This window comes from Shewanella spartinae (assembly GCF_019457555.1).
Taxonomy (GTDB): Bacteria; Pseudomonadota; Gammaproteobacteria; order Enterobacterales; family Shewanellaceae; genus Shewanella; species Shewanella loihica.
The window spans coordinates 128,186-153,309 of sequence record NZ_CP080418.1; the positions used below are offsets into that span (position 1 = coordinate 128,186).

Annotated in this window: 24 protein-coding genes, 2 tRNA genes and 1 rRNA gene; 11 read left to right on the top strand and 16 right to left on the bottom strand. The window is 54.4% G+C overall.

Annotated features, from left to right (window positions below):
* Window position 1 precedes the first annotated feature (1 nt).
* The 4 genes from cyoE to K0I31_RS00600 all read right to left on the bottom strand — a co-directional run bounded on the left by cyoE (window position 2) and on the right by K0I31_RS00600 (window position 3,391).
* On the bottom strand, window positions 2-904 hold the full coding sequence (gene cyoE / locus K0I31_RS00585; RefSeq protein WP_220079584.1) for a heme o synthase: 903 nt from the start codon (window positions 902-904) through the stop codon (window positions 2-4).
* Between the two features lie 12 nt (window positions 905-916).
* Entirely contained in the window at window positions 917-1,900 is a 984-nt protein-coding gene (locus K0I31_RS00590; RefSeq protein WP_220072769.1) for a COX15/CtaA family protein, read from the bottom strand.
* Window positions 1,900-2,451: a redox-active disulfide-containing membrane protein gene (locus tag K0I31_RS00595; protein WP_220079585.1), complete on the bottom strand. Its 552-nt coding sequence runs from the start codon at window positions 2,449-2,451 to the stop codon at window positions 1,900-1,902. The genes K0I31_RS00590 and K0I31_RS00595 overlap by 1 nt, the downstream gene beginning before the upstream one ends.
* A gap of 172 nt (window positions 2,452-2,623) precedes the next feature.
* The gene (locus tag K0I31_RS00600) at window positions 2,624-3,391 is read right to left on the bottom strand and encodes an SURF1 family protein (RefSeq protein WP_220079586.1); all 768 of its coding nucleotides are present in this window, start codon (window positions 3,389-3,391) and stop codon (window positions 2,624-2,626) included.
* On the opposite strand from K0I31_RS00600, the gene K0I31_RS00605 reads away from it, so the two are divergent.
* Window positions 3,390-3,608: a DUF2909 domain-containing protein gene (locus tag K0I31_RS00605; protein WP_041406252.1), complete on the top strand. Its 219-nt coding sequence runs from the start codon at window positions 3,390-3,392 to the stop codon at window positions 3,606-3,608. The genes K0I31_RS00600 and K0I31_RS00605 overlap by 2 nt on opposite strands.
* Window positions 3,609-3,623: 15 nt before the next feature.
* On the opposite strand, the gene K0I31_RS00610 is transcribed toward K0I31_RS00605, so the two are convergent.
* The 7 genes from K0I31_RS00610 to yrfG all read right to left on the bottom strand — a co-directional run bounded on the left by K0I31_RS00610 (window position 3,624) and on the right by yrfG (window position 10,567).
* Window positions 3,624-4,499 carry a cytochrome c oxidase subunit 3 gene (locus K0I31_RS00610; protein WP_011863931.1) on the bottom strand — a complete coding sequence of 292 codons (876 nt, stop codon included), beginning with the start codon at window positions 4,497-4,499 and terminating at the stop codon, window positions 3,624-3,626.
* Entirely contained in the window at window positions 4,496-5,065 is a 570-nt protein-coding gene (locus K0I31_RS00615) for a cytochrome c oxidase assembly protein (protein ID WP_220079587.1), read from the bottom strand. The genes K0I31_RS00610 and K0I31_RS00615 overlap by 4 nt, the downstream gene beginning before the upstream one ends.
* 1 nt (window position 5,066) lies before the next feature.
* Window positions 5,067-6,677 carry a cytochrome c oxidase subunit I gene (gene ctaD / locus K0I31_RS00620; protein WP_011863933.1) on the bottom strand — a complete coding sequence of 537 codons (1,611 nt, stop codon included), beginning with the start codon at window positions 6,675-6,677 and terminating at the stop codon, window positions 5,067-5,069.
* A 9-nt stretch (window positions 6,678-6,686) separates the two neighbouring features.
* Window positions 6,687-8,252, bottom strand: coding sequence for a cytochrome c oxidase subunit II (coxB, locus tag K0I31_RS00625; protein WP_220079588.1), 1,566 nt, complete (start codon window positions 8,250-8,252; stop codon window positions 6,687-6,689).
* A 398-nt stretch (window positions 8,253-8,650) separates the two neighbouring features.
* Entirely contained in the window at window positions 8,651-9,160 is a 510-nt protein-coding gene (locus K0I31_RS00630) for a cell division inhibitor SulA (protein ID WP_220079589.1), read from the bottom strand.
* On the bottom strand, window positions 9,157-9,774 hold the full coding sequence (gene lexA, locus K0I31_RS00635; RefSeq protein WP_220079590.1) for a transcriptional repressor LexA: 618 nt from the start codon (window positions 9,772-9,774) through the stop codon (window positions 9,157-9,159). The genes K0I31_RS00630 and lexA overlap by 4 nt, the downstream gene beginning before the upstream one ends.
* 118 nt (window positions 9,775-9,892) lie before the next feature.
* Window positions 9,893-10,567 (bottom strand): GMP/IMP nucleotidase, encoded by a 675-nt coding sequence (gene yrfG / locus K0I31_RS00640; protein ID WP_220079591.1) that lies wholly within the window; start codon window positions 10,565-10,567, stop codon window positions 9,893-9,895.
* A 97-nt stretch (window positions 10,568-10,664) separates the two neighbouring features.
* Here yrfG and nudE point away from each other — a divergent pair, with 97 nt between their 5' ends.
* The 5 genes from nudE (at window position 10,665) to K0I31_RS00665 (ending at window position 15,141) form a co-directional block, all read left to right on the top strand.
* Window positions 10,665-11,210: an ADP compounds hydrolase NudE gene (gene nudE / locus K0I31_RS00645; RefSeq protein WP_011863938.1), complete on the top strand. Its 546-nt coding sequence runs from the start codon at window positions 10,665-10,667 to the stop codon at window positions 11,208-11,210.
* Window positions 11,211-11,263: 53 nt separating this feature from the next.
* The gene (gene cysQ, locus K0I31_RS00650) at window positions 11,264-12,076 is read left to right on the top strand and encodes a 3'(2'),5'-bisphosphate nucleotidase CysQ (RefSeq protein WP_220079592.1); all 813 of its coding nucleotides are present in this window, start codon (window positions 11,264-11,266) and stop codon (window positions 12,074-12,076) included.
* The gene (locus tag K0I31_RS00655; protein WP_220079593.1) at window positions 12,069-12,524 is read left to right on the top strand and encodes a GNAT family N-acetyltransferase; all 456 of its coding nucleotides are present in this window, start codon (window positions 12,069-12,071) and stop codon (window positions 12,522-12,524) included. The genes cysQ and K0I31_RS00655 overlap by 8 nt, the downstream gene beginning before the upstream one ends.
* 107 nt (window positions 12,525-12,631) lie before the next feature.
* Window positions 12,632-13,288, top strand: a complete 657-nt coding sequence (locus K0I31_RS00660) for a TetR/AcrR family transcriptional regulator (protein ID WP_220079594.1) — start codon at window positions 12,632-12,634, stop codon at window positions 13,286-13,288.
* Window positions 13,279-15,141 (top strand): MFS transporter, encoded by a 1,863-nt coding sequence (locus tag K0I31_RS00665; protein WP_220079595.1) that lies wholly within the window; start codon window positions 13,279-13,281, stop codon window positions 15,139-15,141. Before K0I31_RS00660 ends, K0I31_RS00665 begins: the two co-directional genes overlap by 10 nt.
* 58 nt (window positions 15,142-15,199) lie before the next feature.
* Here the strand turns inward: K0I31_RS00665 and mnmH are convergent, their stop codons facing one another.
* The 3 genes from mnmH to K0I31_RS00680 form a co-directional block, all read right to left on the bottom strand.
* A complete protein-coding gene (gene mnmH, locus K0I31_RS00670) occupies window positions 15,200-16,318 on the bottom strand; it encodes a tRNA 2-selenouridine(34) synthase MnmH (RefSeq protein WP_434086905.1) in 1,119 nt (372 codons plus the stop codon).
* Window positions 16,318-17,361: a selenide, water dikinase SelD gene (gene selD, locus K0I31_RS00675; RefSeq protein WP_220079596.1), complete on the bottom strand. Its 1,044-nt coding sequence runs from the start codon at window positions 17,359-17,361 to the stop codon at window positions 16,318-16,320. The genes mnmH and selD overlap by 1 nt, the downstream gene beginning before the upstream one ends.
* Before the next feature lie 331 nt (window positions 17,362-17,692).
* The gene (locus K0I31_RS00680) at window positions 17,693-18,799 is read right to left on the bottom strand and encodes a fatty acid desaturase (protein WP_220079597.1); all 1,107 of its coding nucleotides are present in this window, start codon (window positions 18,797-18,799) and stop codon (window positions 17,693-17,695) included.
* Between the two features lie 142 nt (window positions 18,800-18,941).
* Between K0I31_RS00680 and fabR the strand changes: the two genes are divergently transcribed.
* Window positions 18,942-19,556: an HTH-type transcriptional repressor FabR gene (gene fabR, locus K0I31_RS00685; RefSeq protein ID WP_041406854.1), complete on the top strand. Its 615-nt coding sequence runs from the start codon at window positions 18,942-18,944 to the stop codon at window positions 19,554-19,556.
* A 93-nt stretch (window positions 19,557-19,649) separates the two neighbouring features.
* On the opposite strand, the gene trmA is transcribed toward fabR, so the two are convergent.
* On the bottom strand, window positions 19,650-20,747 hold the full coding sequence (trmA, locus tag K0I31_RS00690) for a tRNA (uridine(54)-C5)-methyltransferase TrmA (protein WP_220079598.1): 1,098 nt from the start codon (window positions 20,745-20,747) through the stop codon (window positions 19,650-19,652).
* 207 nt (window positions 20,748-20,954) lie between these two features.
* Between trmA and murI the strand changes: the two genes are divergently transcribed.
* The gene (murI, locus tag K0I31_RS00695) at window positions 20,955-21,755 is read left to right on the top strand and encodes a glutamate racemase (RefSeq protein ID WP_220079599.1); all 801 of its coding nucleotides are present in this window, start codon (window positions 20,955-20,957) and stop codon (window positions 21,753-21,755) included.
* Between the two features lie 68 nt (window positions 21,756-21,823).
* Here murI and K0I31_RS00700 read toward each other — a convergent pair whose 3' ends face one another.
* Window positions 21,824-22,282, bottom strand: coding sequence for an RNA recognition motif domain-containing protein (locus K0I31_RS00700; RefSeq protein ID WP_220079600.1), 459 nt, complete (start codon window positions 22,280-22,282; stop codon window positions 21,824-21,826).
* 616 nt (window positions 22,283-22,898) lie between these two features.
* Here K0I31_RS00700 and K0I31_RS00705 point away from each other — a divergent pair.
* The 3 genes from K0I31_RS00705 (at window position 22,899) to K0I31_RS00715 (ending at window position 24,914) form a co-directional block, all read left to right on the top strand.
* Window positions 22,899-24,443 (top strand): 16S ribosomal RNA (locus K0I31_RS00705).
* A 204-nt stretch (window positions 24,444-24,647) separates the two neighbouring features.
* A tRNA-Ile gene (locus K0I31_RS00710) sits at window positions 24,648-24,724 on the top strand.
* A gap of 114 nt (window positions 24,725-24,838) precedes the next feature.
* A tRNA-Ala gene (locus K0I31_RS00715) sits at window positions 24,839-24,914 on the top strand.
* Window positions 24,915-25,124: the final 210 nt, after the last annotated feature.

The window sequence follows — 25,124 nt, forward strand, 5'->3', positions numbered from 1 at the left end:
GTTAGCTCCACAGATAGTGGTCGACCAGGAGCAGCAAGAAGAGCAGCATCAGATGGTAGATGGAGAAGCGAAACACCTGCATCGCTAGGCCCGGCTTGTCTCGATACTTGAGCTGCCACGCCTTATAGATGAAGCCACAACTCAACAGGGTCGACCCCACCAGATAGAGGGGGCCGCACATGCCGACCAGTACAGGGTAGAGGCAGGCCAGCGCCAGCAACACCGTATAGAGCATGATGCAGGTCTTGGTAAACTCGACGCCGTGGGTGACGGGCAGCATGGGCACATCGACCTTGGCATATTCGGCGCGTCTGTGGATCGCCAGCGCCCAGAAGTGGGGCGGGGTCCAGGCGAAGATGATGATCACCAGCAGCAAGGCGTGGCCGTGAAACTCGCCGGTGATTGCCGTCCAACCCAGTAGGGGGGGCATGGCGCCGGCCAGGCCGCCGACGACGATATTCTGCGGCGTTGCGCGCTTGAGATAGGCGGTATAAATCACCGCATAGCCGATAAGACTGGCGAAGGTGAGCCAGGCGGTAAGCGGATTGACGGCCCAGTAGAGCAGCGCAAAGCCGAGAATAGCCATGGCGGTGGCAAAGGTCAGCGCCTTGGTGATCGAGACCCGGCCTTTGGGGAGCGGACGGTTATAGGTGCGGGCCATCAGGCCGTCGATGCGGCGGTCGATCAGATGGTTATAGGCCGCAGCGGCCCCCGCCATCATGCCTATGCCCACCAGGCCAGCGATCAGCGGTTGAACCGGTACCGCGCCTGGCACCGCCAGACACATGCCGACCAATACGGTCAGCAGCATCAGGGCAACTACCCTAGGCTTGGTCATTTCGAGGTAGGCGCGCCAAGGGAGCGGGGTGGCGACAGGCTTAGTGATTGTCATAGGTTTGGCCATGGCGATGCCTCCTTATGCCTTACGCCACAGGGCGTAGTTGATGAAGACCAAGGTGAGTAACAGGAGTGCGGCGCCCGCGTTATGGGAGACGGCGATCCCCAGGGGGAGATGCAGCACTACGTTGCTGATCCCCAGGGCTATCTGCAGGCACAGTAACCCAAGGAGTACCCAGGCGCTGCGTCTTAGCAGCTGAGAGTGCGAGAATTTAATCATGCGATACACCAGCCAGAGCAGGGCGGTCGCCGTGATGATGGCGCCGAACCTGTGAGCCACATGAATTGTCATGCGGGAGGAGTAATCCAGGATGCCGAACTCGTAGCTACCTTCCGTCTTATGCAGGGGATAGAAGGCATGCAGCGGGTCGAGGTTGCTTACCCAGTCTCCTTCGCAGATGGGCAGTGTGGTGCAGGCCAGCGCCGCATAGTTAGAGGAGGTCCAGCCGCCCAGGATGATCTGCAGCACGAGTAAGCTAAGGCAGAAGAGGGCGTAGGGTGCCAGTTTTCGCAGCCTTGGCTCGCCGCCGGGCAGTCGTAGCGGCTTGGTCCTGAGGTAGAGGAGCCACAATAAGGAGATCAGGGTAAAGCCGCCTATCAGGTGGGACATCACCACCACGGGCATGAGTTTCATGGTGACGGTCCACATTCCCAGCGCCGCCTGAAATAGGATCAGCAGGGCGATAAAGCTCGGCAGCTTCTTAGGAGCATCGGGCCGCCTGAAGCTGATGAAGAGGATGAAGGCGACCAGCAGGCCCAGGGTGCCGGCAATGTATCTGTGGATCATTTCCAGCCAGGCCTTCTCGGGTTCTACCGTGTGTTCGGGAAAGCTGTCCTGGGCTTTGGCCAGCTCATGGCTCTGGGTGGGCACCTTGATCATGCCATAGCAGCCGGGCCAGTCGGGGCAGCCAAGGCCGGCGTCCGACAGTCGGGTGTAGGCGCCCATCAGGATAACGCATAGGGTAAAGACCAGGGTGAGTTTGAGTAGGGATGTCATCTGCATTAGCCGACCCTCGACAGTTTAAGCATCTTTCTTAAGTCGGCGATCATCGCCTTGCCCAGCATCAGCTGGGCCTGCTCATCTTCGACCTGGGCATAGCGCATCACCAGGGAGCCCAGGGGATCCACTATGATGATCTCTTCCCGGGTCAGCATCTGGCTGAGCGCCTCGGTAGCCTGGGCGGTGGTGAAGCTGAACTCACTCTCCTGCAGCGCCGCAAGATCGCTGTCTGCCTGTAGCAGTATGATGGGGTTGACCCTGTGTTGGTCCCGTCCCAGAGCGATCTGGCTCTGATGCAGTATGTAGAGTCGGTTCATGCAGGCCTGATCGCATTGGCTCGGCAGCAGGTAGATCATCTGCCAGTGCTTGGGCATGGGGTTGGCCATCGCCAGGCGGGCGTAGTTGGTATCGGGCGGCAAGAGTTCGCCCTTGTTGGTGACACCACCATTGTAGAGATTCAGACTCAGCACCAGCTTTGCCACCGCAACGGGTAAGACAAATACCAGTAGCAAGATCAGTAGGGGTTTTGCGCCTCGGCTCTTTGGGGATCTCATCTTAATCCTCTGTTGATTATTTTATGGGTTAGCGCGTGCCAGACACCGAAAAATATCAACTCCCCGAGACGGCTAGGAAGTGACCATTTACCTGGGTGAGCGCCCCGTTAATTTGGGGTGCCTATTGTTTAACCTACAGGGTCAGCTGGTTTTGCGCAACAAGTTACGGCACTCATTTGTTTTTACTGGATTCTTTATTTTTCCTCTTAAATATCAGAAGGTAAGTCATAAGCATCAGGAAGACGGTCGCCATGGAAAACCACTGTAGGGCATAGCCCTGATGCTTCTGGGCACTCATGGGGATCGGCTGCCAGGGATGGGGTAGCGCGCTGCCCGGAATCGCCTCGGGTTGAAGAATGGCGGGGGCGAGCGGCAGCCCAAGTGTTTGCGATAACTCCGGCAGGTTAAGGTTCTGGATCCGCATGGGGGAGCCCGTCTCGGCCAGCAGATGCTGACTCAGAGGGTTGCTGGCTCGCTGATAGACGCGGCCGCTCAGTGCCACCTCTCGGCTTAGTTTGGTTAGTTGGGGCAGTTTCTGTCTGTCCAGGCCGCTGTCGATAAAGCCGAGCTCGACCATCAGCAAGGGGATGTCGGCTTTGACCTCAGCTTCGACCTCGGCCTCGACACGCATCACCTGGTAGGCAAGATAACCGACGCGGCCTTCATACACCTGGTTGTCCAGCAATATGATGGGGGCGTCAACAGGTGTCGCCTTGACCTCCAGACGATAGCCGGTGAGGGGCCCGCGCTCGGCTAAGACGAGCAGACCCTGATAATCCAGTGGCGCGGCGGCCTGCTTGAGAGTGAGCGCCTGTTGCAGCGCCTGCTTCTCGGCGGCCCTGTCTAACTGCCACAGTCCCAGCTTGACCAGAATGGTGAATACCAGCAAAGTAACTAAAACGAGAAAAATCGTGCCACCGCGAATCGTGGGAGCCTTCATGAGCGAAATACTGCTATTTAAGATCGTCTTAGTACTGCTATTGGTCTTCATTATCTTTAATCTTGGCCGGGCCTTATTTGTCTTGGTGAAGGGAGAGGGCAAGGCGCCCATGAGTCAGTATCTGGGGCGGCGTGTGCTCTTCTCTGTGCTGGTGGTGCTCCTGCTATTGATTGCCTTGGGACTGGGGATTATCACCCCCAACCCCAGACCCTATTAGTCTCTCGATTCGTCGCTAAAGCACATAGACGAACACGAACAGGCAGAGCCAGACCACATCCACGAAGTGCCAATACCAACTGCCTGCCTGGAAGGCGAAATGCTTATCCGGTGTGAAATGCCCCCTCAGTACCCGCAAGAAGAGGACGAACAGAAAGATGGTCCCTAATGTCACGTGCATGCCGTGAAATCCGGTGAGCAGAAAGAAGGTGTTGCCATAGACACCGGAAGAGAGGGTCAGCCCCATCTCCTGGTAGGCGTGGGCATACTCTTTCGCCTGCAAGAAGAGGAATGCCAGACCTAAGAGTATGGTGATGCCTAACCAGAGGGTGAGCGCGGTGCGTTTGCTCTTCTCCAGGCTCACATGGGCGAAATGCAGGGTGACCGACGAGGTTAGCAGTATGATGGTGTTGTAAAGGGGCAGACCCGTCCAGCCCATGGCCTCCGTCTTGGTGCCATCGGGTGTGGTGACCAGGGGCCAGACCGCCTGGAAGTTAGGCCAAAGTACCTCGTGGGTCATGGCATTGTTCGAGGCACCGCCGAGCCAGGGCACGGCTATGGTACGGGCGTAGAGCAAGGCGCCGAAGAAGGCGGCGAAGAACATCACCTCGGAGAAGATAAACCAGCTCATTCCCTGGCGGAAGGAGCGATCCATCTGCTTAGAGTAGAGGCCAGACATGGACTCGCCGATCACTGTCCTGAACCAGCCGAAGACCATATAGAGGATAACGGCGATTCCCGCCGTAAGGATATAACCGCCGCTGGTCTGCTCCGTCTGTAACTGCTGTACATAACTGCCGGCGCCATAGGCGATGAGGAAGAGGCCGAAGGCACCAATGATGGGCCAGGCACTTTGGGCGGGGACATAGTAGTGTTCATGTTTGCTTGTCATTTCGCAGCTCCTTTCTCAACATCATCTACGTACCCCTTGTCGGTGATGTTGTATAGCGTATAAGAGAGGGTCAGTGTCGAGATCTGCTCGGGCAGCTCGGTATCGACATAGAAGATCAAAGGTAATTGCGCATCGGCATTGGCATCGAGCTTTTGCTGGTTAAAGCAGAAACACTCTGTCTTGTGGAAATAGGCCGCGCCCTGTCCCGGAGAGACAGAAGGAATAGCCTGCCCGACAATCTGCTGCGCCGAGAGGTTTTTGGCGTGAAACTGAGTACGAATCACCTCACCCGGATGCACCTGAATGCGTTTCATCTCGGGGGCGAAGACCCAGGGCATATCTTTCTGGGTCTGTGCCATAAATTCGACCGTTACCGTGCGGCTGGTGTCTATGGTCACCGCCTTATATTCGGCAGCAGTCGATTGCGTCTTACCATTGATGCCTAATTTTTCACATAGCACATCGTATAGAGGCACCAAGGCGAATCCGAAGCCGAACATGCCCACGCAACCTAACAGCAGCAGGCCGATCAGCTTACGGTTGGAGTACGCCTTAGTATCCGTCATGCTATTTCACCTCGGGTGGTGTCGAGAATGAGTGGTAGGGCGCCGGACTCGGCAATGTCCACTCCAGTCCTTCGGCGCCATCCCAAGGCTTGCTGGGCGCCGGCTCGCCGCCGCGGATGCACTTTATCACCACCACCAGGAAGATCAGCTGTGACAGGCCGAAGGCGAAGCCACCGATAGAGACTATCTGGTTGACGTCGGCAAACTGAATCGAGTAGTCCGGAATACGTCGCGGCATGCCCGCCAGCCCCAGGAAGTGCATGGGGAAGAAGAGCACGTTCACCGAGATCACCGAGCACCAGAAATGCAGCTTGCCTAGCTTCTCGCTGTACATATGCCCGGTCCACTTAGGTAGCCAGTAGTAGGCCGCCGCCATGATGGAGAAGATGGCGCCCGAGACCAGCACATAGTGGAAGTGAGCCACGACGAAGTAGGTGTCGTGGTACTGGAAATCCACCGGTGTGATGGCCAGCATCAGCCCAGAGAAGCCACCTATGGTGAAGAGTATGATAAAGGCTAGCGCAAACAGCATGGGCGTCTCGAAGGTGAGCGAGCCGCGCCAGAGGGTGGCGACCCAGTTAAATACCTTCACGCCGGTCGGCACGGCGATCAACATGGTGCAGTACATGAAGAAGAGCTCGGCGAACACAGGCATGCCAGTAGTAAACATGTGGTGCGCCCAGACCAGGAAGGAGAGGATCGCGATACTGGCGGTGGCGTACACCATGGAGGAGTAGCCGAACAGCTTCTTGCGGCTGAAGGCCGGTACTATGGCGGAGATGATGCCGAAGGACGGCAAGATCATGATGTAGACCTCGGGATGGCCGAAGAACCAGAAGATATGCTGGAACATCACAGGGTCACCACCACCGGCGGCGTCGAAGAAGCTGGTGCCGAAGAACTTGTCGGTCAGTACCATGGTCACTGTACCTGCGAGTACCGGCATCACGGCGATCAACAAGAAGGCGGTGATCAGCCAGGTCCAGACGAACAGTGGCAACTTCATCCAGCTCATGCCCGGAGCGCGCATGTTGACTATGGTCACGATCACGTTGATGGCGCCCATGATGGAGCTGATACCCATGATGTGCACCGAGAAGACAAACAGCGCCGTGCTGTCCGGGCTATAGGCCGTCGACAGAGGGGCGTAGAAGGTCCAACCAAAGTTAGGCCCGCCACCCTCCATAAACAGCGAGCTGAGCAGGATCGCAAAGGCGAAGGGCAAGATCCAGAAGCTCCAGTTGTTCATCCGCGGCAGGGCCATATCTGGCGCGCCTATCATCATAGGGATCAGCCAGTTGGCCAGGCCGGTAAAGGCTGGCATCACGGCGCCAAACACCATGATGAGGCCATGAACCGTGGTCATCTGGTTGAAGAAGTTGGGCTCCACCAATTGCAGACCTGGCTGGAACAGCTCGGCGCGGATCACCATGGCCATGGCGCCGCCGGTCAAGAACATGATGAAACTGAACCAGAGATACAGGGTGCCAATATCTTTATGGTTGGTGGTAAACAGCCAACGTTTTATGCCCGTCGGGTGCTCCTCATGGTGGGTCGAATGTTCGCCAATATGAGTGGCATCCATATCTGCTTCACGCGTAATTGCATTCATAATGCCTCCCTATTGACCCTGTTGATTGACGTCTGTTGCCTGAACCATGTCGCCTGTGTTGTTACCCCAGGCGTTACGCTCATAGGTGATCACCGAGGCGAGCTCCTGTGGCGTTAATTGGCTGGCGAAGGCCTGCATGGCGGTGCCAGGCTTACCGTGAAGCACTATGTTTAGGTGATTTTCAACTGGCCCAGTGGCGATGGCGCTGCCTTTGAGTGCCGGGAAGGCGCCGGGTAATCCCATGCCGGTGGCCTGATGACAGGCGGCGCAGTGACCGAGGTAAACCTGCTCTCCCTTGGTCATCAGCTCATCCATGGTCAGATCGTCTAACACAGGTGCTTGAGATTCCTCGGCGGCGGAGCTTGCTGCTGCACTCGATTCGGCCGTCGGGGTAGGCATAGATTGAACCGCTTCGGCAGCTGTATCTGCTCCTGTATTAGCGCCGCTCGATGCGCCTGAGTTTGCCTTGTTAACGTCGGCTGCCTGCACCGTATCGCCCGTGTCGTTACCCCAGGCGTTTCGCTCGAAGGTGACCACGGCGGCTATCTCTGTGGCGGTGAGCTGCTGGGCGAAGGCCTGCATCGCTGTGCCGGAGCGGCCATGTAGCACCACATCTAGGTGATCGGCGACAGGGCCCTTGATGATTGGGCTGCCTATGAGTGACGGGAATACACCAGGTAAACCGGCACCATTTGGCTGGTGGCAGGCGGCGCAGCGGGCCATATAGACCTGTTCGCCCTGGGTCATCAGCTCTTCTTTCGACAGGGTTTTCGACAAGGCAGCCTGGGCCTCGGCGGCGGCCGCGCTGGCCTGTGCCTCCTGCTCGACAATCCAGTTGTCGAAATCGGCTTCGGAAAGTACCTGCACCACGATCGGCATGAAGCCGTGATCCTTACCACAAAGCTCGGCGCACTGGCCGCGGTAGATGCCTGGCTTGTCGATGCGGGTCCAGGCCTCGTTGATAAAGCCTGGGTTAGCATCCTTCTTCACCGCGAAGGCCGGGACCCACCAGGAGTGGATCACATCCTCCGAGGTCATCAGGAAGCGGATCTTACGATTGACCGGCAATACCAGTGGCTTGTCGACCTCCAGCAGATAGTGTTCGCCTTTGGTCTCCTTGCCTTCTATCTGTTCTCTGGGGGTCGCCAGCAGGCTGTAGTAGCTGATGTCTTGATCAAAATAGCTGTAGTGCCATTTCCATTGGGAACCTGTGATCTTAATGGTGAGATCGGCATTGCTGGGGTCTTCCATGGCGATGAGGGTCTTGGTGGCCGGGATGGCCATGAGGATCAAGATGACAAAGGGAACGAGCGTCCAGGCGATCTCTACCTTAGTGCTCTCATGAAAGTTTGCCGCAACGGCACCCTTAGAGCGTCTATGGTTGATGATGGCGTAGATCATCACCCCAAAGACGACTAGGCCTATGGCACAACAGATATAGAGAATCGTCATATGAAGGCTAAACACCTTATTGCTGATCTCTGTGACCCCTGATGTCATATTTAGGGGCATATCTGCTGCGAGTATGGTGGGCGTAAATAGCAACGCCAGCAAACAACACAACACTTGCTTCACTAGACTTCTCCTCTGTCAATTGCGAAGGCAACTACAAAGAAGAGCCACACAGTATGTCTCGGCTCTATGCAAACTCTTCAGTTCCCAAAAAAGCAACGATGACTTCAAAGTGCGTCGGTGGTGAATCTCTTGTTCTGCTGGTGGTGACCACGCTTGCACTTACGGCTGAATATATCAGACCAATTTCAGCTTCTATGGGCGAGGTATTACAGGTTCATTTTCGCCGCTCAAGCCGACAACCAAATTGTGCGATATAACAAATAATCGTTGATATCTCTTACTAACTTAATGGCTGTTTAAATATTGATCAAGATCACTTTTATTTTATTTTGCTAAACAAAACAGACACAAAAACGCCCCTTGCGGGGCGTCTGTATGGAAAGGTGGGGCGCGGAATATCAGTGTAGCGAACCGAACAGACTCAAGGTCTGGCCGCTGAGATCCTCTTGGGGAAAAGGGTTGGCAGGTAAGTGACCGTTCGCATCTTCGATCACCACCCCTAGGGCGCGGGTATTCTTGGCAACTATCTGTAGGCGACGACTGTCACGGGCATCCAGGGTTTGTGCCCAGCAGATCACCGCACTGGATGTACCACTTGTGAGGGCTTTTTCCATCGCCCACAGGGTTTCGACCTCATCCTTGGTGTGTACCAAGAGGATGCGATCCATACGCACACCGCCATCGGCCAGCATCTGTTTGTAGCCTATGTTAGGTGGGCTGATCAACACCACCCATTGTCCCTGCTGACTGAGTCTGGCTAGCTCCGGGGTGAGGGCCTGCAGCTCTTGCTTCCCCTGAGTAGAACTTGCCGTAGTCGAGATAGTGTTGCCATCGCCGCGCTTAAGTGAGCTGTCGAGATCGACCCACAGCCCTGGATGGCGTGGCGCCATGCCCATTAGGTTGTTCATTGCCAGTCTCCATTTCGAATAACGCCGACGGCCAGGCCTTCGATGCTCAGGCTCTGGGTGGTGAGGTCCACCACGATAGGGGAATACTCTTCATTTTCGGCATGCAGATAGACGGTTCTGCCACGCCTCTCGAAGCGTTTAACCGTTACATCATCTTCCACGCGCGCCACGACTATCTGGCCGTTTCTTGCCTGTTCGACCTTATGTACCGCGAGTAGATCGCCCTCGAGAATGCCTATATCTTTCATACTGTCACCCCTGACGCGCAGCAGGAAGTCGGCGCTGGGGCGGAACATGCTAGGGTCAACCTGATAGTGTTGCTCCACATGCTCCTGGGCCAGGATGGGCTCACCGGCGGCTACCTGACCTATAAGGGGCAGGCCGAGATCTTCTGGCTCTTCCTCTTGGGTCAGCTTGATGCCACGTGAGGTGCCGGGCATGATTTCGATGCAGCCTTTCTTGGCCAGGGCCTTGAGGTGTTCCTCGGCGGCGTTGGCACTCTTAAAGCCTAAGCGACGCGCAATTTCCGCACGGGTAGGCGGCATGCCCGTGTCGGCAATATTGCGTTTAATCAGATCTAAAATCTCGGCTTGTCTCGGGGTTAAGGGTCTCATGATTAATCCTGTCTTTCCATACAGTACCTGTCAGTATATACAGTATTTTATACAGTGCAAGTATTAACCAGATTTTCTCCCAATCCCATCAAGTGATTAGCGCCTACAGCGTGATTGATTAGCCGAGTTGCGTCTGCTCAAGTGAGAGCAGCAGATGATGATAATCGTCGATGGCCGGGAAGTCGGCAAACTGCTTGTGAGGCTTCTGGCTGTCGGGATTTTTGATCCCCAGCTGGTAGCCGACGCCAGCCTGCTTGGCCGCCTGTAGTATGGGCTCGCTGTCGTCGATAAACAGGCAACGGCTGGGATCCAAGGAGAACTGATTAAACAGGTGACGCCAAAATTGTGGGTGTTCCTTGGGATAGCCGGTGGCGTGACTCGAGAGCATCTCATCGAGTCCCTTAGCCAGCTCTGTATGCTCGAGTTTCAGCGCCAGGCTGTGGGGATGGGCGTTGGTGACCAAGATGCGCCGCTTGCTGTGTCTGGCCAGTGCGGTGAGAAAGGGCATGCTGTCCTGACGCAGCTGGATCCTGTCCACCAGAGTGTGGTGTAAAGCCAGGATGTCCAAATCCAGCTCCTGTTGCCAATATTCAAGGCAATACCACTCCAGGGTGCCGAACACCTTGGCGTAGGCATCCTCCACCAGTTGTTGGGCGTCGGCCTTTGGGATCTGCCTTTGTTCACACAAGGCCTGAGGCACCAGGCTAAGCCAGAAATGGTTGTCGAAATGCAGATCCAACAGGGTGCCGTCCATATCCAGCAGCACGGTATCTATCTTATTCCAGGGAAACATAAAGCGAGTAAAAAAATTCCTTGGTTTGAGTTGTGGATTAGGCCCATCATAGTAAGATTGAGTGGTTAAGCAAACGCCATTTTTATCAGGAAGTTTCATGCCGGACAAAAAGCCGCAGATCCTACATGCCGAAGTTGTTGCCCAGAGCCGTCTGTTTCAGATAGAGCAGGTGCATTTAAAATTTTCGAACCAGGTCGAGCGCCAGTATGAGCGCATGAAGGGCAATGCCCGTGGCGCCGTGATGGTGGTGCCTGTGCATGGCGAGGAGCTATTGCTGGGACGCGAATATGCGGCGGGTACCCACAGCTATGAGCTGGGTTTCCCCAAGGGCCTGGTGGATCCCGGGGAGACCCATGCGGAGGCGGCCAACCGAGAGCTGCAGGAAGAGATAGGTTTTGGTGCGCGTAAGCTGACCCATCTGATGGAGTTGAGCCTGGCGCCAGGCTACTTTGCCAGCAAGATGCAGATCTTCGTCGCCGAAGATCTGTATGAGAGTCGATTGCAGGGTGACGAGCCCGAACCCATAGAGGTGGTACGCTGGCCATTGAGCCAGTGGTCTGAGCTGTTATTAGAAGATGATTTTTCCGAATCTCGAAGCGTTAGCGCCTTGTTTTTGGCACAGAAACATCTAAAACTAAAGTAGTTAAACCGAATTATCATATTAGGCATTGCCAGATGTAGGCTGTTGGAGTTGTGATGAAGCCAGAAGAGTATGTTGAGCAGGCGATTTCGATTGCCATCGAGGCGGGTGAGGCCATCAAAGGGATCTACCTCGAGGGCAGTTTTGACAAAGAGGTGAAATCCGACAATACCCCGGTGACCTCTGCCGATATCGCGGCCCATGAGATCATCTCTTCCCAGCTAATCAGCCTTACCCCAGAGATCCCCGTCCTCTCTGAAGAAGATGCCGATATTCCTTTCTCCGAGCGCGCCGATTGGCAGCGTTACTGGTTGGTAGACCCTCTCGATGGCACGGGTGAGTTTATCGCCGGTAGCGGCGACTTCTCGGTGATCATCGCCCTGGTCGAGCACAATCGTCCCATCATGGGAATCGTCTATGTGCCCATGACGGGTGTGGTTTACTATGCCGTGGCAGGCCTGGGTGCCTACAAGCGTAGCAGCAAGGGCGAGGTGCGTATCGCCAGCAAGCAGCTAACCAAAGACGATGAGCCCTGCCTGCGTCTGGCGGTGAGCCGCCGTCAGGATCCTCAATCTGTGTTGAAGCTCTTCAATCATCCTAAGCATTGTGAACTCGTGGTGCTTGGCGGTGCGGCGCTAAAGAGCTGCCTGGTGGCAGAGGGCCGCGCCGACTGCTATGTGCGCATCGGCCCAACCGGCGAGTGGGACACAGGCGCGGCGCAGATCATCATCGAAGAGGCCGGTGGTCAGGTAATGGATCTCGAGTTGCAGCCGTTGAGCTACAACGAGCGCGAATCACTAGAGAACCCCAACTTCATCGTCGTGGGCTCGACTCACCTGCCCTGGGATGAGCTGTTAACCGGTGAATAATCCTAATCTTATCAGTGTCGAGGCGGCTTGTAAGACTCAGCTGCCGGCGATCTATCGTCTCGAGCAGGGGCTCTTTGGCGACCATGCCTACCCGGATTTTTTCTTTCGTCAGAGCTTCGATTGTTGGCCGAGCGGGTTGCTTGTCGCCTGCGATAACGCTGAACGCCTGCTCGGTTACATCTTGCTGGCCAGGAGTGAACAGGCCGACTGTGCCTGGATCCTCTCTGTGGCCGTCGATGATGCCGCTCAGGGGCAGGGCATAGGCAGGCGCCTGATCACCGAGTCTCTGAGTGCGCTGCCAGATGGTGTGGCCCAGGTGAAACTCACGGTGGCGCCGGAGAATCCCGCCAGACACCTCTACGCCAAGCTGGGCTTTGTCGAGCAGGGGCTGGAGGCCGATTATTTCGGCCCGGGCGAAGACAGGATCCTCATGATACTCCAGCGATAAAATCCTAATTTTCATCTACCCGGTGAAAAATAATCTTATTATGAACATTGTTTTTTATTTTGCTTGCTGGTAACTTGTGCACAAATTGACAGCGCGATGGAGCCGAGATGGCAAGACGCAAAGAACATACTCATGATGAGATCCGGGCGATGGCAACCGCCGCCGTGCAGCGCCACCTGGAGGTCGAGTCGCTCGATAGCCTGAGCCTGCGCAAGGTGGCGGCGGCCATAGGTTATGTGCCCAGCACCCTGGTGAATCTCTTCGGCAGCTATCAGGGCTTATTGCTGGCGGTTGCCGAGCAGACCCTGGATGAACTGTATAAGCGCTTGGCTGCTAAAGCCCAAATTTGTCAAGCAAATGCCTCTCAAGAGCAAGCCGGTCAAAGCCAAGCGTCTGAGTCGAGTCAGCTTGAGGCGATGGCCACGGCCTATCAGCAATTTGCCTTCGCGCAGCCAAGGGCGTTTCAGCTGATCTTCGAGCTAAAGGCGACGGAGGAGCAGGGGCTGAGCGATCACCATGCCCAGCTAATCGCGCAGCTGTTCGGCCTGATTGAGTCATGCCTGGCGCGTCTGCTGCCCGAGCTTCCGGCCGAGCAACTATTACTGGCGAGCCGCGCCCTGTGGGGCGGCGTCCATGGTCTGGTGAGTCTGGCGCTGGACGATAAGCTCTTCGCCCCAGGGATCGGTATTGAGCAGGCCATTAGTCATCATCTCGCGGTACAACTTAAAGGATTGGGTTATCACAAGGAGGCGTTATGTTGTTAACCAAGCGGTTTTTCCCCTATTTTGCGACCCAGTGTCTGGGCGCGCTCAACGATAATATCTACAAGAATGTGCTGCTGCTGATGGTGACCTACAGCCAGATAGAGAGCCTGCCCATCAGCGTCAACCTGTTTGTTAACCTCGCCGCCGGCGTGTTTATCCTGCCTTTCTTCCTGTTTTCCGCCCACGCGGGTGTGGTAGCAGATAACATGGATAAGGCTAAATTGATCAGACGCTTAAAGCAGCTCGAGTTGGTGATCATGTCCTGCGCCGCCATGGCGATCTTGACTCAGAGCTACATGATGATGTTGTTGTTGCTCTTCTTAACCGGTAGCCAGTCTGCCTATTTTGGGCCGGTCAAATACTCGCTGTTGCCTCAGGCGCTTGCGGAAGATGAGCTGGTGACGGGCAATGCCTGGGTGGAGATGGGCACCTTCTTGTCGATCTTGATAGGCACACTCAGTGCCGGGCTTCTGGTGGCCAGCGACAAGGGCATTATAGCTACCGCGGCGACCGTGTTTGTGCTGGCCGTTGCCGGCTATCTGGCCAGCCGCGCGATCCCTGCCATGCCGCCACAGGGAAATGTCACTAAGATACGTTTCGCGCCTCTGTCTGGCACCTGGCGCAGCATCGCCAAGGTGAGGAAGACGCCGAGTATCTGGATGGCTATCTTAGCGATCAGTTGGTTCTGGTTCCTCGGGGCGACCTATCTGACCCAGTTCCCCAACTTTGCTAAGTTGCATCTGCACGCCGATGCTACCGTGGTCTCACTCCTGTTGGCGCTCTTCTCTATCGGGATTGCCGCAGGCTCCTTCCTGTGTGAGCGCTTCTCCTTCGGCCATGTGGAGCTGGGGCTGCTGCCCTTCGGCGTGGCTGGGCTAACTCTGTTTGGTGTGGATCTGCTGTGGTCGCTGCCCGAGTTGCCCGTCCAGGCCGAGACCATCTATAGCTTTAGCAGCTTTATCGCCGAGTCACAGCACTATCGGGTGATGTTTGCCCTGTTTATGGTGGGGGTGAGCGGCGGTCTGTTTATCGTGCCCCTGTACGCCTTTATTCAGTCCCGTGCCGACCGGGGTGAGTGTGCCCAGGCGATCGCCGCGAACAATATCATGAACGCCCTGTTCATGGTGGTCTCGGCGGTCATGTCTATCTTGCTGCTAGAGGTTTTTGGCTGGCAGATCACAGAACTCTTCCTGTTGCTGGCGCTGCTCAATGCCGTCGTCGCCCTCTATGTCTATAGTCAGGTGCCCGAGTTTACCCAGAGATTTGTCAGTTACCTGCTGAGCCATATTTTGTATCGCGTTACGGTGACCGGCCGCGACAAGCTGCCTAGCGAAGGTGCCGGTATCATAGTGTGCAACCATGTGAGCTATGTGGATGCCTTGATCATCATGGGCGCCTCGACCCGTCCGATCCGTTTCGTGATGGATAAATCTATCAGCGAGATGCCGCTGCTCAAGTATCTGTTTCGTCATGCGGGGGTGATCCCCATCTGTTCGCCGCGTCAGAGTGAGGCCACCTATAACCAGGCGTTCGAGTCTATCCATCAGGCGCTGGCCGATGGCGAGCTGGTGTGTATCTTCCCCGAAGGGCGTCTGACGCCTAACGGTGAGCTGGGTGAGTTCCGCCCCGGTATCGACAAGATCCTCGCCCGCGACCCCGTGCCTGTTATCCCCATGGCTCTTAACGGCCTATGGGGTTCCTATTTCAGCCACAAGGATGGCCATGCCCTGAGTACCAGGCCAAAGCGCTTCTGGTCTAAGATCTCCGTGGATCTGGATGATGTGGTGTCGGGCACAGAGGCTAACCGCCATCTGCTGCGCGAGCGGGTCGAGGCCATGTTGCCCGCATCCTAGTAGGTTGCTGCTTGAGATTAATTAGCGAAAAGCCAGGCAGATGCCTGGCTTTTGTTTGCTAGCGAGTGGCGTATTCATCCAGCCACTGGTGCATTGCTTGATGGTCGCCCTGGAAGATCACCCTGTCAGCCTTCTTGCCAATCTGATACTGATACATGGGATCGTAATACTTGCTCAGCAGCAGGGCGATCCATTCGAGGTGCCCCTGGGTATCGCCGCGTTGCATCTGTACGGCTAACGCGTCTGTGATCATCTGCTGCAGCTCATCGTGCTGCTTACCACCCAGGCGTTTCTTGATGCCACTGATGCTGTTGGCCAGGTACTCGGCAAATGCCCCAAAGCCTGCCTCCTCGCCCAGACGCTTGACATAGCCTCGATGCATCTTGTGGACATACTCGTCCAGCAGACGTGTCAGCCTTGCCTCCAGCGGTTCCTCCAAGATGACCACGCTGGCGGCTTGCATTCCCATGTAGAAGGCCTTGGGCAGCGCCGAGCGTCCGATAAGGTAGCTCTCATCTTCTAACAGCAGGATTCTCGCCGGGCTCTGTTGGTGTCTGAGCAGGGCGACGCCCAGACTGTTTTCGAAGTTGATCTGCGTCGGCTGGCCCTCGTGATAGCGGCCGAAGCTGGATCCCCTGTGATGGGCCAGCCCTTCGAGATCTACTGCTTCCTGGCGCTGCAACAGAAAGTCTGTCTTACCGCTGCCTGTGATGCCGCTGAGGATCAGCATAGGTTTCACCTCTGGCGCCCTGTCTATGGTGTCGATCAGGTATTGGCGCATCGCCTTGTAGCCGCCCTGGATATAGGGGACGTCTCTGCCAGCCTCGGCCAGCCATTGCTGGGTCAGTTGTGAGCGCAGGCCGCCGCGAAAGCAATAGAGGTAGGCGTCTGGATGGGCGTCGAGATAGGCAAGCCAGGCGTCGACGCGCTGCTGTTTGACCTCGCCACACACCAGAGAGTGGCCCAGGGCGATGGCGGCATCCTGGCCATGTTCCTTATAGCAGGTGCCCACCTTCTGCCGCTCATCGTCGCGCATCAGGGGATGGTTGCTGCTGGCGGGAAAGGCGCCCTTGGTGAACTCTATCGGCGCACGCACATCCATGATGGGATGGCCGCTGGCAAGGATACGGCCATATTCGCTTGCCGGAATGACGTTAGCCAATTGATGATTACCCATTAGATCAGCTCGACCAGTGGCTGCGACTCAGTTTGCGGCGCTAAGTGGCCGATGCATTGGGTCGGCAGTCCCTCTTTTTCCAGCAGAGCCAGTAGCTCGGCCTCATGGCTGTTAGATACGGCTATCAGCAAACCGCCGCTGGTTTGTGGGTCGCACAGCAGGGCTTTCTGCTCGTCGTTCACTTCTGGCAGGTGTTCGCCATAGCTGTCGTAGTTTCTATGGGTGCCGCCGGGGATACAGCCGAGCCTGAGGTAATCCATCGCCTTTGGCAGCATGGGCAGGGCATTCAGGTCTATCTTGGCCGCCAGCGTGGCGCCCTGGCACATCTCGATCAGGTGGCCAGCTAGGCCAAAGCCGGTGACATCTGTCATGGCGGTTACGCCCGGGATCTTGGCAATTGCCGCTCCAATCTTGTTGAGCTGGCACATGGCACCCGGTGCGATGTCGATATCCTCGTCTGCCAGCTTCTTCTGTTTCTGCGCCGTGGTTAGAATGCCGATACCCAGAGGCTTGGTTAGGAACAGCCTGTCGCCCGCCTTGGCGGTATCGTTCTGCTTAAGCTCGTCTAAAGGGATCTGTCCGGTCACGGCGAGGCCGAAGATAGGCTCGGGCGCATCGATACTGTGGCCGCCTGCCAACATGATGCCGGCATCCTTACAGGCCTGGCGTCCGCCATCGACCACCTGCTGGGCGATCTCGGCAGGTAAGACGTTGACCGGCCAGCCCAAAATAGCGATGGCCATCATAGGAGTGCCGCCCATGGCGTAGATATCGCTGATGGCATTGGTGGCGGCAATACGCCCGAAGGTAAAGGGGTCATCCACGATCGGCATGAAGAAGTCTGTGGTGCTGATGATGCCTGTCTCATCGTTGAGTCGGTAAACGGCGGCATCATCGCGAGTCTGATTGCCTACCAGGATGTTGGGGTCGTCAAAGCTGGGTAGCTGAGAGGCGAGTATGGTGCCCAGTACCTTAGGTGAAATCTTGCAACCACAGCCAGCGCCATGGCTGTATTCGGTGAGTTTAATCTTTTCTGCTGACATAACCGCAAACTATCTCTGGATGAAGTGGAGAGCCGCTCATGATAGACCCATAGGTGCGCCACTTCAATCGCCTGACGTGTTATACCAATCGTAATAAATAACTGATCATGCTAGTTTGTTAAAACGCTCAATAACGGCATTAGTATTTTTAATTGTAGAATAACTACTTATCTAAAAATTCTGCTTTGTTCTCAAGCGTTTTTCCTGCGCTATCTCTGCTCACTTACTTAGTGTGATTGGTATTAGATGTGAAGGGCGGGAGGCCGTTATCATTCCTGTTTATTTCAGGGTGTAAAAAAGCCACCCCGGGGGTGGCTCTTTCGAGATCGGATTAGGCAAAGCCTGTGGTGAGGGACTTCCACTGCTTCTGGCGTGCCAGGAGTTCCTGCTTCAGGTGCTCTACCTGCTGCATCAGCTGATGTGTGGTCAGCTGTTTGCGCTTGGCTTCCAGCAGCTCCTTATGGGCCTGATAGTAATCGGCAATATGGGTCTTGAGTAGCTCATATTCCGTATGGATCTTTTCGAGGATCTCTTCATGGTTGGCCAGCTGTGTGACCTTATGCTGCGCCTTCTTCAGTTGCATCTGCAGCTTGGCGCTCTCGATCCGCTCCTGTGGCGTGACCCTGAGGTTGTTGGCCAGCCCGGTCCAGGCCATGGCGTTGATCAGCCATTTGGTGGGATCATAGTGCCACCAGAGAATGCCGTTGCGATAGTCGTTCTCGAAGATGTGGTGGAAGTTATGATAGCCCTCGCCATAGGTAAACAGTGCCAGCACGCCGTTGTCACGCGCCGTGTTTTTGTCTGTGTAGGGCTGGCTGCCCCAGATGTGGGCCAGCGAGTTGATGAAGAAGGTGCAGTGGTGAACGACCACCAGACGCAGCAGGCCCGCCATTAGCAACATGGCCCAGATATCGCCATTAAGCCAGCCTAGTAGCGCCGGCAGGCCTATGTTCATGATGATGAGAAGCGGCAGATAATATTTGTGCTGCCACATCACAATTTTCTCATTCTGCAGATCACGCACGTTCTTATAATCGTGATAACGCTGCGCCTGATACTCCCTAAGCATCCAACCGATATGGCTGTACCAGAAACCCATGTTAGCCGAATAGGGGTCTTTGTCGTTGTCATCCACATGCTTATGATGGATGCGATGATCCGAAGACCAGTGCAGGGCGCTGTTCTGCAGAGCCAGGGCGCCGCCCAAGGCAAACAGAAAACGTACCGACCAGTGTGCCTTGTAGGTGCGATGTGACCAGAGCCTATGATATCCGGCGGTTATCGACAGGCCGCTGGCGAAGGCGAGGCCGACAAAGGCAACCCATTCTGCCATGCCATAGCCATAGGTGATGCCATACCAAGGCACCAGGATGACAGCACCTAAGAAGGTGATGGCAAAGAGTAAAATGTTGGTCCAGATGAGGGGAGGCTTTTTCATTATAATGTCCAGGTTCTCTTCGTTGAGCGTACAGCTGTAAGCCAATTCTACTGACTTAATGGAGCAGGTCAAGGCGGGCTGCGTTTTTGCCTCAAAGAAGGTATGATTGCCAGATTGAGTTTTATCTAGTGGATTCATCATGATGGGTATCAGAGCACAGCAAAAAGAAAAAACGCGTCGCGCCTTGGTCGATGCGGCATTTAATCAATTAAGTGCCGAACGCAGTTTTTCTAGCCTGAGTTTGCGGGAAGTGGCTCGCGAGGCCAACATAGCGCCAACCTCCTTCTATCGTCACTTTAAGGATATGAACGAGCTGGGGCTCACCATGGTGGATGAGGGCGGCCTGACCCTGAGGCAGATGATGCGCAAAGGACGTCAACGCGCCGAGGCCGGCGGCAGCGTGATTCGCATCTCAGTCGATACTTTTATGGAAGTCTTGGAGTCTAACCCCAACGTCTTTCGTATCTTGTTGCACGAGCGTTCGGGCACCTCGGCGCCGTTTCGTGCGGCGGTGGCGAGAGAGATAGAACACTTCATCTCTGAGTTGGCGCACTATACCGAGGCGACCACCAAGCGCACCCCCGAACTGGCAAGAGCCCAGGCGGAGGCCCTAGTGACTTTAGTCTTCAATGCTGGCGCCGCGGCGCTGGATATGAAGCGGGTCGATCGCAAGATATTGGCGGATCGCCTGGTTATCCAGCTGCGCATGGTGGCTAAGGGCGCCGAGTCCCTGCAGCAGAAGATGGAACACCGTTAGCTGGTAATAAATAGCCGGTAATAAATCGGACAAGCGAGCAACAAAAAAAGGGCCATCGGGCCCTTTTTTACTGTTTGACTTATAGCTAGCCGATTAACGACGTTCCAGCAGGACGCCAGATTCCATATGATCTGTATAAGGGAACTGGTCGAACAGCGCGAAGCGGGTGATCTTATGGGTCTTGTCTAACACCTTGAGGTTGTCCAGCAGGGTATTGGGATTACAAGAGATATAGAGAATACGCTCGTAGCCCTGCACCATAGACAGGGTATTATCATCTAAGCCTGCTCTTGGCGGGTCGACGAAGATGGTGTTGCAGTCATAGCTGTCCAGATCCACACCTTCTAAGCGTCTGAAGCTGCGCTTCTTGGCCAGCGCATCGGTAAAGTCTTCCGCCGACATACGGATGATCTGCAGATTATCTATCTGGTTCGCTTCTATGTTGTACTGGGCCGAGTCCACAGATGGCTTGGCCAGTTCGGTAGCGAGCACGCGGTTGAAGTTCTGTGCCAGGGCGATAGAGAAGTTACCGTTGCCGCAGTAGAGCTCCAACAGGTCACCACTGCTATTGCGGGTGATGTCTATGGCCCACTCGAGCATCTTGATCGCCACCTCGCCGTTAGGCTGAGTAAAGCTGTTCTCGACCTGCTTGTAGGTAAGCTGTTTGCCGTTGACGGGTAGGGATTCGATAACGAAGTCGCGATCCATCACCAGCTTCTGCTTACGAGCGCGGCCTATGATGTCCACCTTGAACTTGCTCGACAGTGACTGTTTCAGCGCCTGAGCTTCCTCTTGCCACTGGGCATCGAGCTGCTTGTGGTACAGGAGTGACACTAAGATCTCTCCGCTGAGGGTAGAGAGAAAATCCACCTGGAACAGCTTATGTCTCAGGACTGGGTTAGGACGCAGCGCCGCCATAAGCTCTGGCATCATGTCGTTGATCAACTGACTTGCCGGTAAGAACTGCTCGCAGCGTATCTTCTGGTTCTGCGCCTTATCGAACATGTAATAGTAGAGATCCTCACCCTCATGCCAGACGCGGAACTCGGCGCGCATGCGGTAGTGGGCTTTCTGTGAGGCAAACACTTCCAGTTCGGGTGTCTCGAAGTCGGCAAATAGCTGGGCTAGTTTCTGACGCTTCACATCGAGTTGTGCGTCATATTGCTGGGGATCCATTGCGTCTACATTCATTTCTTAACACCGTTACTGTCTCTGGGGGCGCAAATAGTATACTACTTGTCGTTGATGTCTAGGGGTTGGCTAACATTGTAGCGGACTTTCCCGGCGGATTAAGCTGCCATAAAAGCCAATTGTGAGGCCTATGGCTTTAGCTTTTATCGCGAATGTGAAAAAATCGCCCCTTTAGTGTGTCTGCGTTTCTATGATGGGAGAGCCAATTTGTCAGCAAATATACTCGTGTTCGATTCTGGGGTAGGCGGCCTGTCGATATTGGCGGCGGTGCGAGAGCAGCTTCCCAGTGAGAACTACTGTTATCTGTTTGACAATGCCAGGCTACCCTATGGCGAACTCGACGAGCAGGAGCTGATCCAAGGTTGCGTGACCTTAATTAGCCAGGCGGTTATTCAGTGCCAGGCGGATATCGTGGTCGTGGCCTGTAACAGTGCCAGCACACTTATATTGCCAGCGTTAAGAGCCTGCCTGAAGGTGCCCGTGGTCGGCGTCGTTCCGGCTATCAAGCCCGCGGCGGTGTTATCACAGAAGAAACACCTTGGGCTATTGGCAACGCCCGGTACTGTCAATCGCCAATACACCCAAGATCTTATCGATCAGTTTGCCAGTGATTGTCGCGTGGACAGATTTGGCTCCTCCGAGCTGGTCTATCTGGCCGAGGATAAGATGGCGCAGCGGCCTGTGGATAGCGAGGCCCTGCATCATATCCTCGCACCAATCAAAGCATCCGGGTTAGACACCCTGATCCTCGGCTGTACTCACTTTCCGATTCTAAGAGAGGAGCTGCAAAGCTACTTGGGTGAGGGCGTGCATCTATTAGATTCATCCAACGCTATTGCGGCTAGGGTGGTGAGCCTGCTCGAGCCGAGCATGAGTGGAGAGATAGGTAAGAGTCAGGCGCTTTACACGACAGATAGTATTTCCGAGGGATTAAGGAAGACCTTAGCTGCCTGGGGATTCAGATCGGCTACCGCTTTTCGCGATAGCCTGATGCCAATAGGCAGCTAGGTTATGACGCTGCTAAATATAAGCTGACTTTCTAATATCAAATTAATATCAATTAAGCCGGGTTAAATTTAGCTGGCCTGTGCTGCTTCGTTTTTCTCTGCGTCTTGCGACTTAGCTTCACGAACCTTGAGGGTGCGTTCCTGGAACTCGAATTCGTTTAGTTTGGTCATCGCCTTCTTGGCACCCGCCTCTGACATCTCGATAAAGCCGAAACCCTTACGACGTCCTGTCTTGCGATCGCGAACCAATCTGACCGAGCTAACAGGACCATACTTGCCAAATAACTCTTTCACTTCACCTTCGTGCACACGGTAAGGCAGGTTGCCTACATAGAGTGTCATTGTGGGTCCTGTATAAGTGTCGCCTCCGGTAGCGTTAGCGGGAGATGACTGAAGTGTAAAAATAACACTCGCAATAATAGCACCAGTAAAAAATGCGACCGCTGAATAAAGCTCTGGTGTGAACTGAGATATTGCCAATGCGCCCAGGATGGCGACAATCAAAACAATAAGAAATGGCTTTTGCATATAATAGGTTCTCTGAGGAATTGATAATTAACTGTTAACAGCTCGTATATGGTAATGAATTATTAGCAATTACACTAGCATATTGATGAAAAAACGAACTTTAGCGGCCTTTGATATTGCGAGATCTAGATCCATTTTGTGTGATTTCCCCTCATTTTGTTTCTTAATTCAACGAAGCGATTAAAAGATCGACTTGCGATCGCCAATCCTTGAAAAAGCCCTTGCGCCCAAATTAGAACTGCCTATAATGCGCATCCACTGACACGGCAAAGCAGACAACGCAGCGTCGAAACACTTGGTAGCTAAGGCGATAAGGTAGTCAGTCACTGAAAAGTGAAGCCTCAAAAAGTTTGCAAAAACTGCTTGACGCGAACAAGGGATTGCGTAGAATACGCAGCCCTAGCCACTCGGGAATCACCGGGGTGTGCTAACGCTCTTTAACAATTTATCAAGTAATCTGTGTGGACACTCACAGGTATTGAGTTAATCGAAAACGATTTAAATCTCAATGCAACGATGAGTGTTCATAGCAATATGTACAAACATCCTTAGATTCTTCCGAGTCTAAGTGATGAATCAGAATTCATTGAGTCGGACTTAGGTCCACAAAAACTTTTAATTGAAGAGTTTGATCATGGCTCAGATTGAACGCTGGCGGCAGGCCTAACACATGCAAGTCGAGCGGTAACAGGAAGAAAGCTTGCTTTCTTTGCTGACGAGCGGCGGACGGGTGAGTAATGCCTAGGGAACTGCCCAGTCGAGGGGGATAACAGTTGGAAACGACTGCTAATACCGCATACGCCCTACGGGGGAAAAGAGGGGATCTTCGGACCTTCTGCGATTGGATGTACCTAGGTGGGATTAGCTAGTAGGTGAGGTAATGGCTCACCTAGGCGACGATCCCTAGCTGTTCTGAGAGGATGATCAGCCACACTGGGACTGAGACACGGCCCAGACTCCTACGGGAGGCAGCAGTGGGGAATATTGCACAATGGGCGCAAGCCTGATGCAGCCATGCCGCGTGTGTGAAGAAGGCCTTCGGGTTGTAAAGCACTTTCAGCGAGGAGGAAAGGTTAACGGTTAATACCCGTTAGCTGTGACGTTACTCGCAGAAGAAGCACCGGCTAACTTCGTGCCAGCAGCCGCGGTAATACGAGGGGTGCAAGCGTTAATCGGAATTACTGGGCGTAAAGCGTACGCAGGCGGTTGATTAAGCGAGATGTGAAAGCCCCGGGCTTAACCTGGGAACTGCATTTCGAACTGGTCAACTAGAGTCTTGTAGAGGGGGGTAGAATTTCAGGTGTAGCGGTGAAATGCGTAGAGATCTGAAGGAATACCGGTGGCGAAGGCGGCCCCCTGGACAAAGACTGACGCTCAGGTACGAAAGCGTGGGGAGCAAACAGGATTAGATACCCTGGTAGTCCACGCCGTAAACGATGTCTACTCGGAATTTGGTGTCTTGAACACTGGGTTCTCAAGCTAACGCATTAAGTAGACCGCCTGGGGAGTACGGCCGCAAGGTTAAAACTCAAATGAATTGACGGGGGCCCGCACAAGCGGTGGAGCATGTGGTTTAATTCGATGCAACGCGAAGAACCTTACCTACTCTTGACATCCAGAGAACTTTCCAGAGATGGATTGGTGCCTTCGGGAACTCTGAGACAGGTGCTGCATGGCTGTCGTCAGCTCGTGTTGTGAAATGTTGGGTTAAGTCCCGCAACGAGCGCAACCCTTATCCTTACTTGCCAGCGGGTAATGCCGGGAACTTTAGGGAGACTGCCGGTGATAAACCGGAGGAAGGTGGGGACGACGTCAAGTCATCATGGCCCTTACGAGTAGGGCTACACACGTGCTACAATGGTCGGTACAGAGGGTTGCGAAGCCGCGAGGTGGAGCTAATCTCACAAAGCCGGTCGTAGTCCGGATTGGAGTCTGCAACTCGACTCCATGAAGTCGGAATCGCTAGTAATCGTGGATCAGAATGCCACGGTGAATACGTTCCCGGGCCTTGTACACACCGCCCGTCACACCATGGGAGTGGGCTGCACCAGAAGTAGATAGCTTAACCTTCGGGAGGGCGTTTACCACGGTGTGGTTCATGACTGGGGTGAAGTCGTAACAAGGTAGCCCTAGGGGAACCTGGGGCTGGATCACCTCCTTACCTATACGATTGACTGATATTTGTTGAGTGTTCACACAGATTACTTGATAGAAGATAGAGCAAAGATATACACGTCTATTTAGACGCTGTTAGTTTGTTTCAGCGCTAGGCGTTTGAGTTGCGAACGAAAGAATGTAGATAACTACATGACTGAGTGAGTAATGAAAAACAACAACGCGATGGAGCAAAGAAACAAGTATAAATGGGTCTGTAGCTCAGCTGGTTAGAGCGCACCCCTGATAAGGGTGAGGTCGGTGGTTCAAGTCCACTCTGACCCACCAATTCTTTTCTACTCTTCGTTAGTTTAATACTCGTTTAGCAGGCTAAACGTCGCATTAAACTGCCTTGATTAGAATGCGAATTGGAAAATGTATACTTTGTTCGCTGCATGTAATGGGGCTATAGCTCAGCTGGGAGAGCGCCTGCCTTGCACGCAGGAGGTCTGCGGTTCGATCCCGCATAGCTCCACCATTTGCTCTTAAAGAGAGCATGCAGTTATGGTTAGAGATGCCAAAGATAAATGCAGAATTTATCTTTGGCTTTTTTAAGCCCGCTCTTTAAAAATTTGGAAAGCTGATAGTAATAACCGAAAGGTTATTGCGAAAAATAATTGAGTTCTCAAAACACACTTTAATCAAGTGACTTGAGTATTCTTTTGGCGAAAGTAGAAACCGTTAGTTG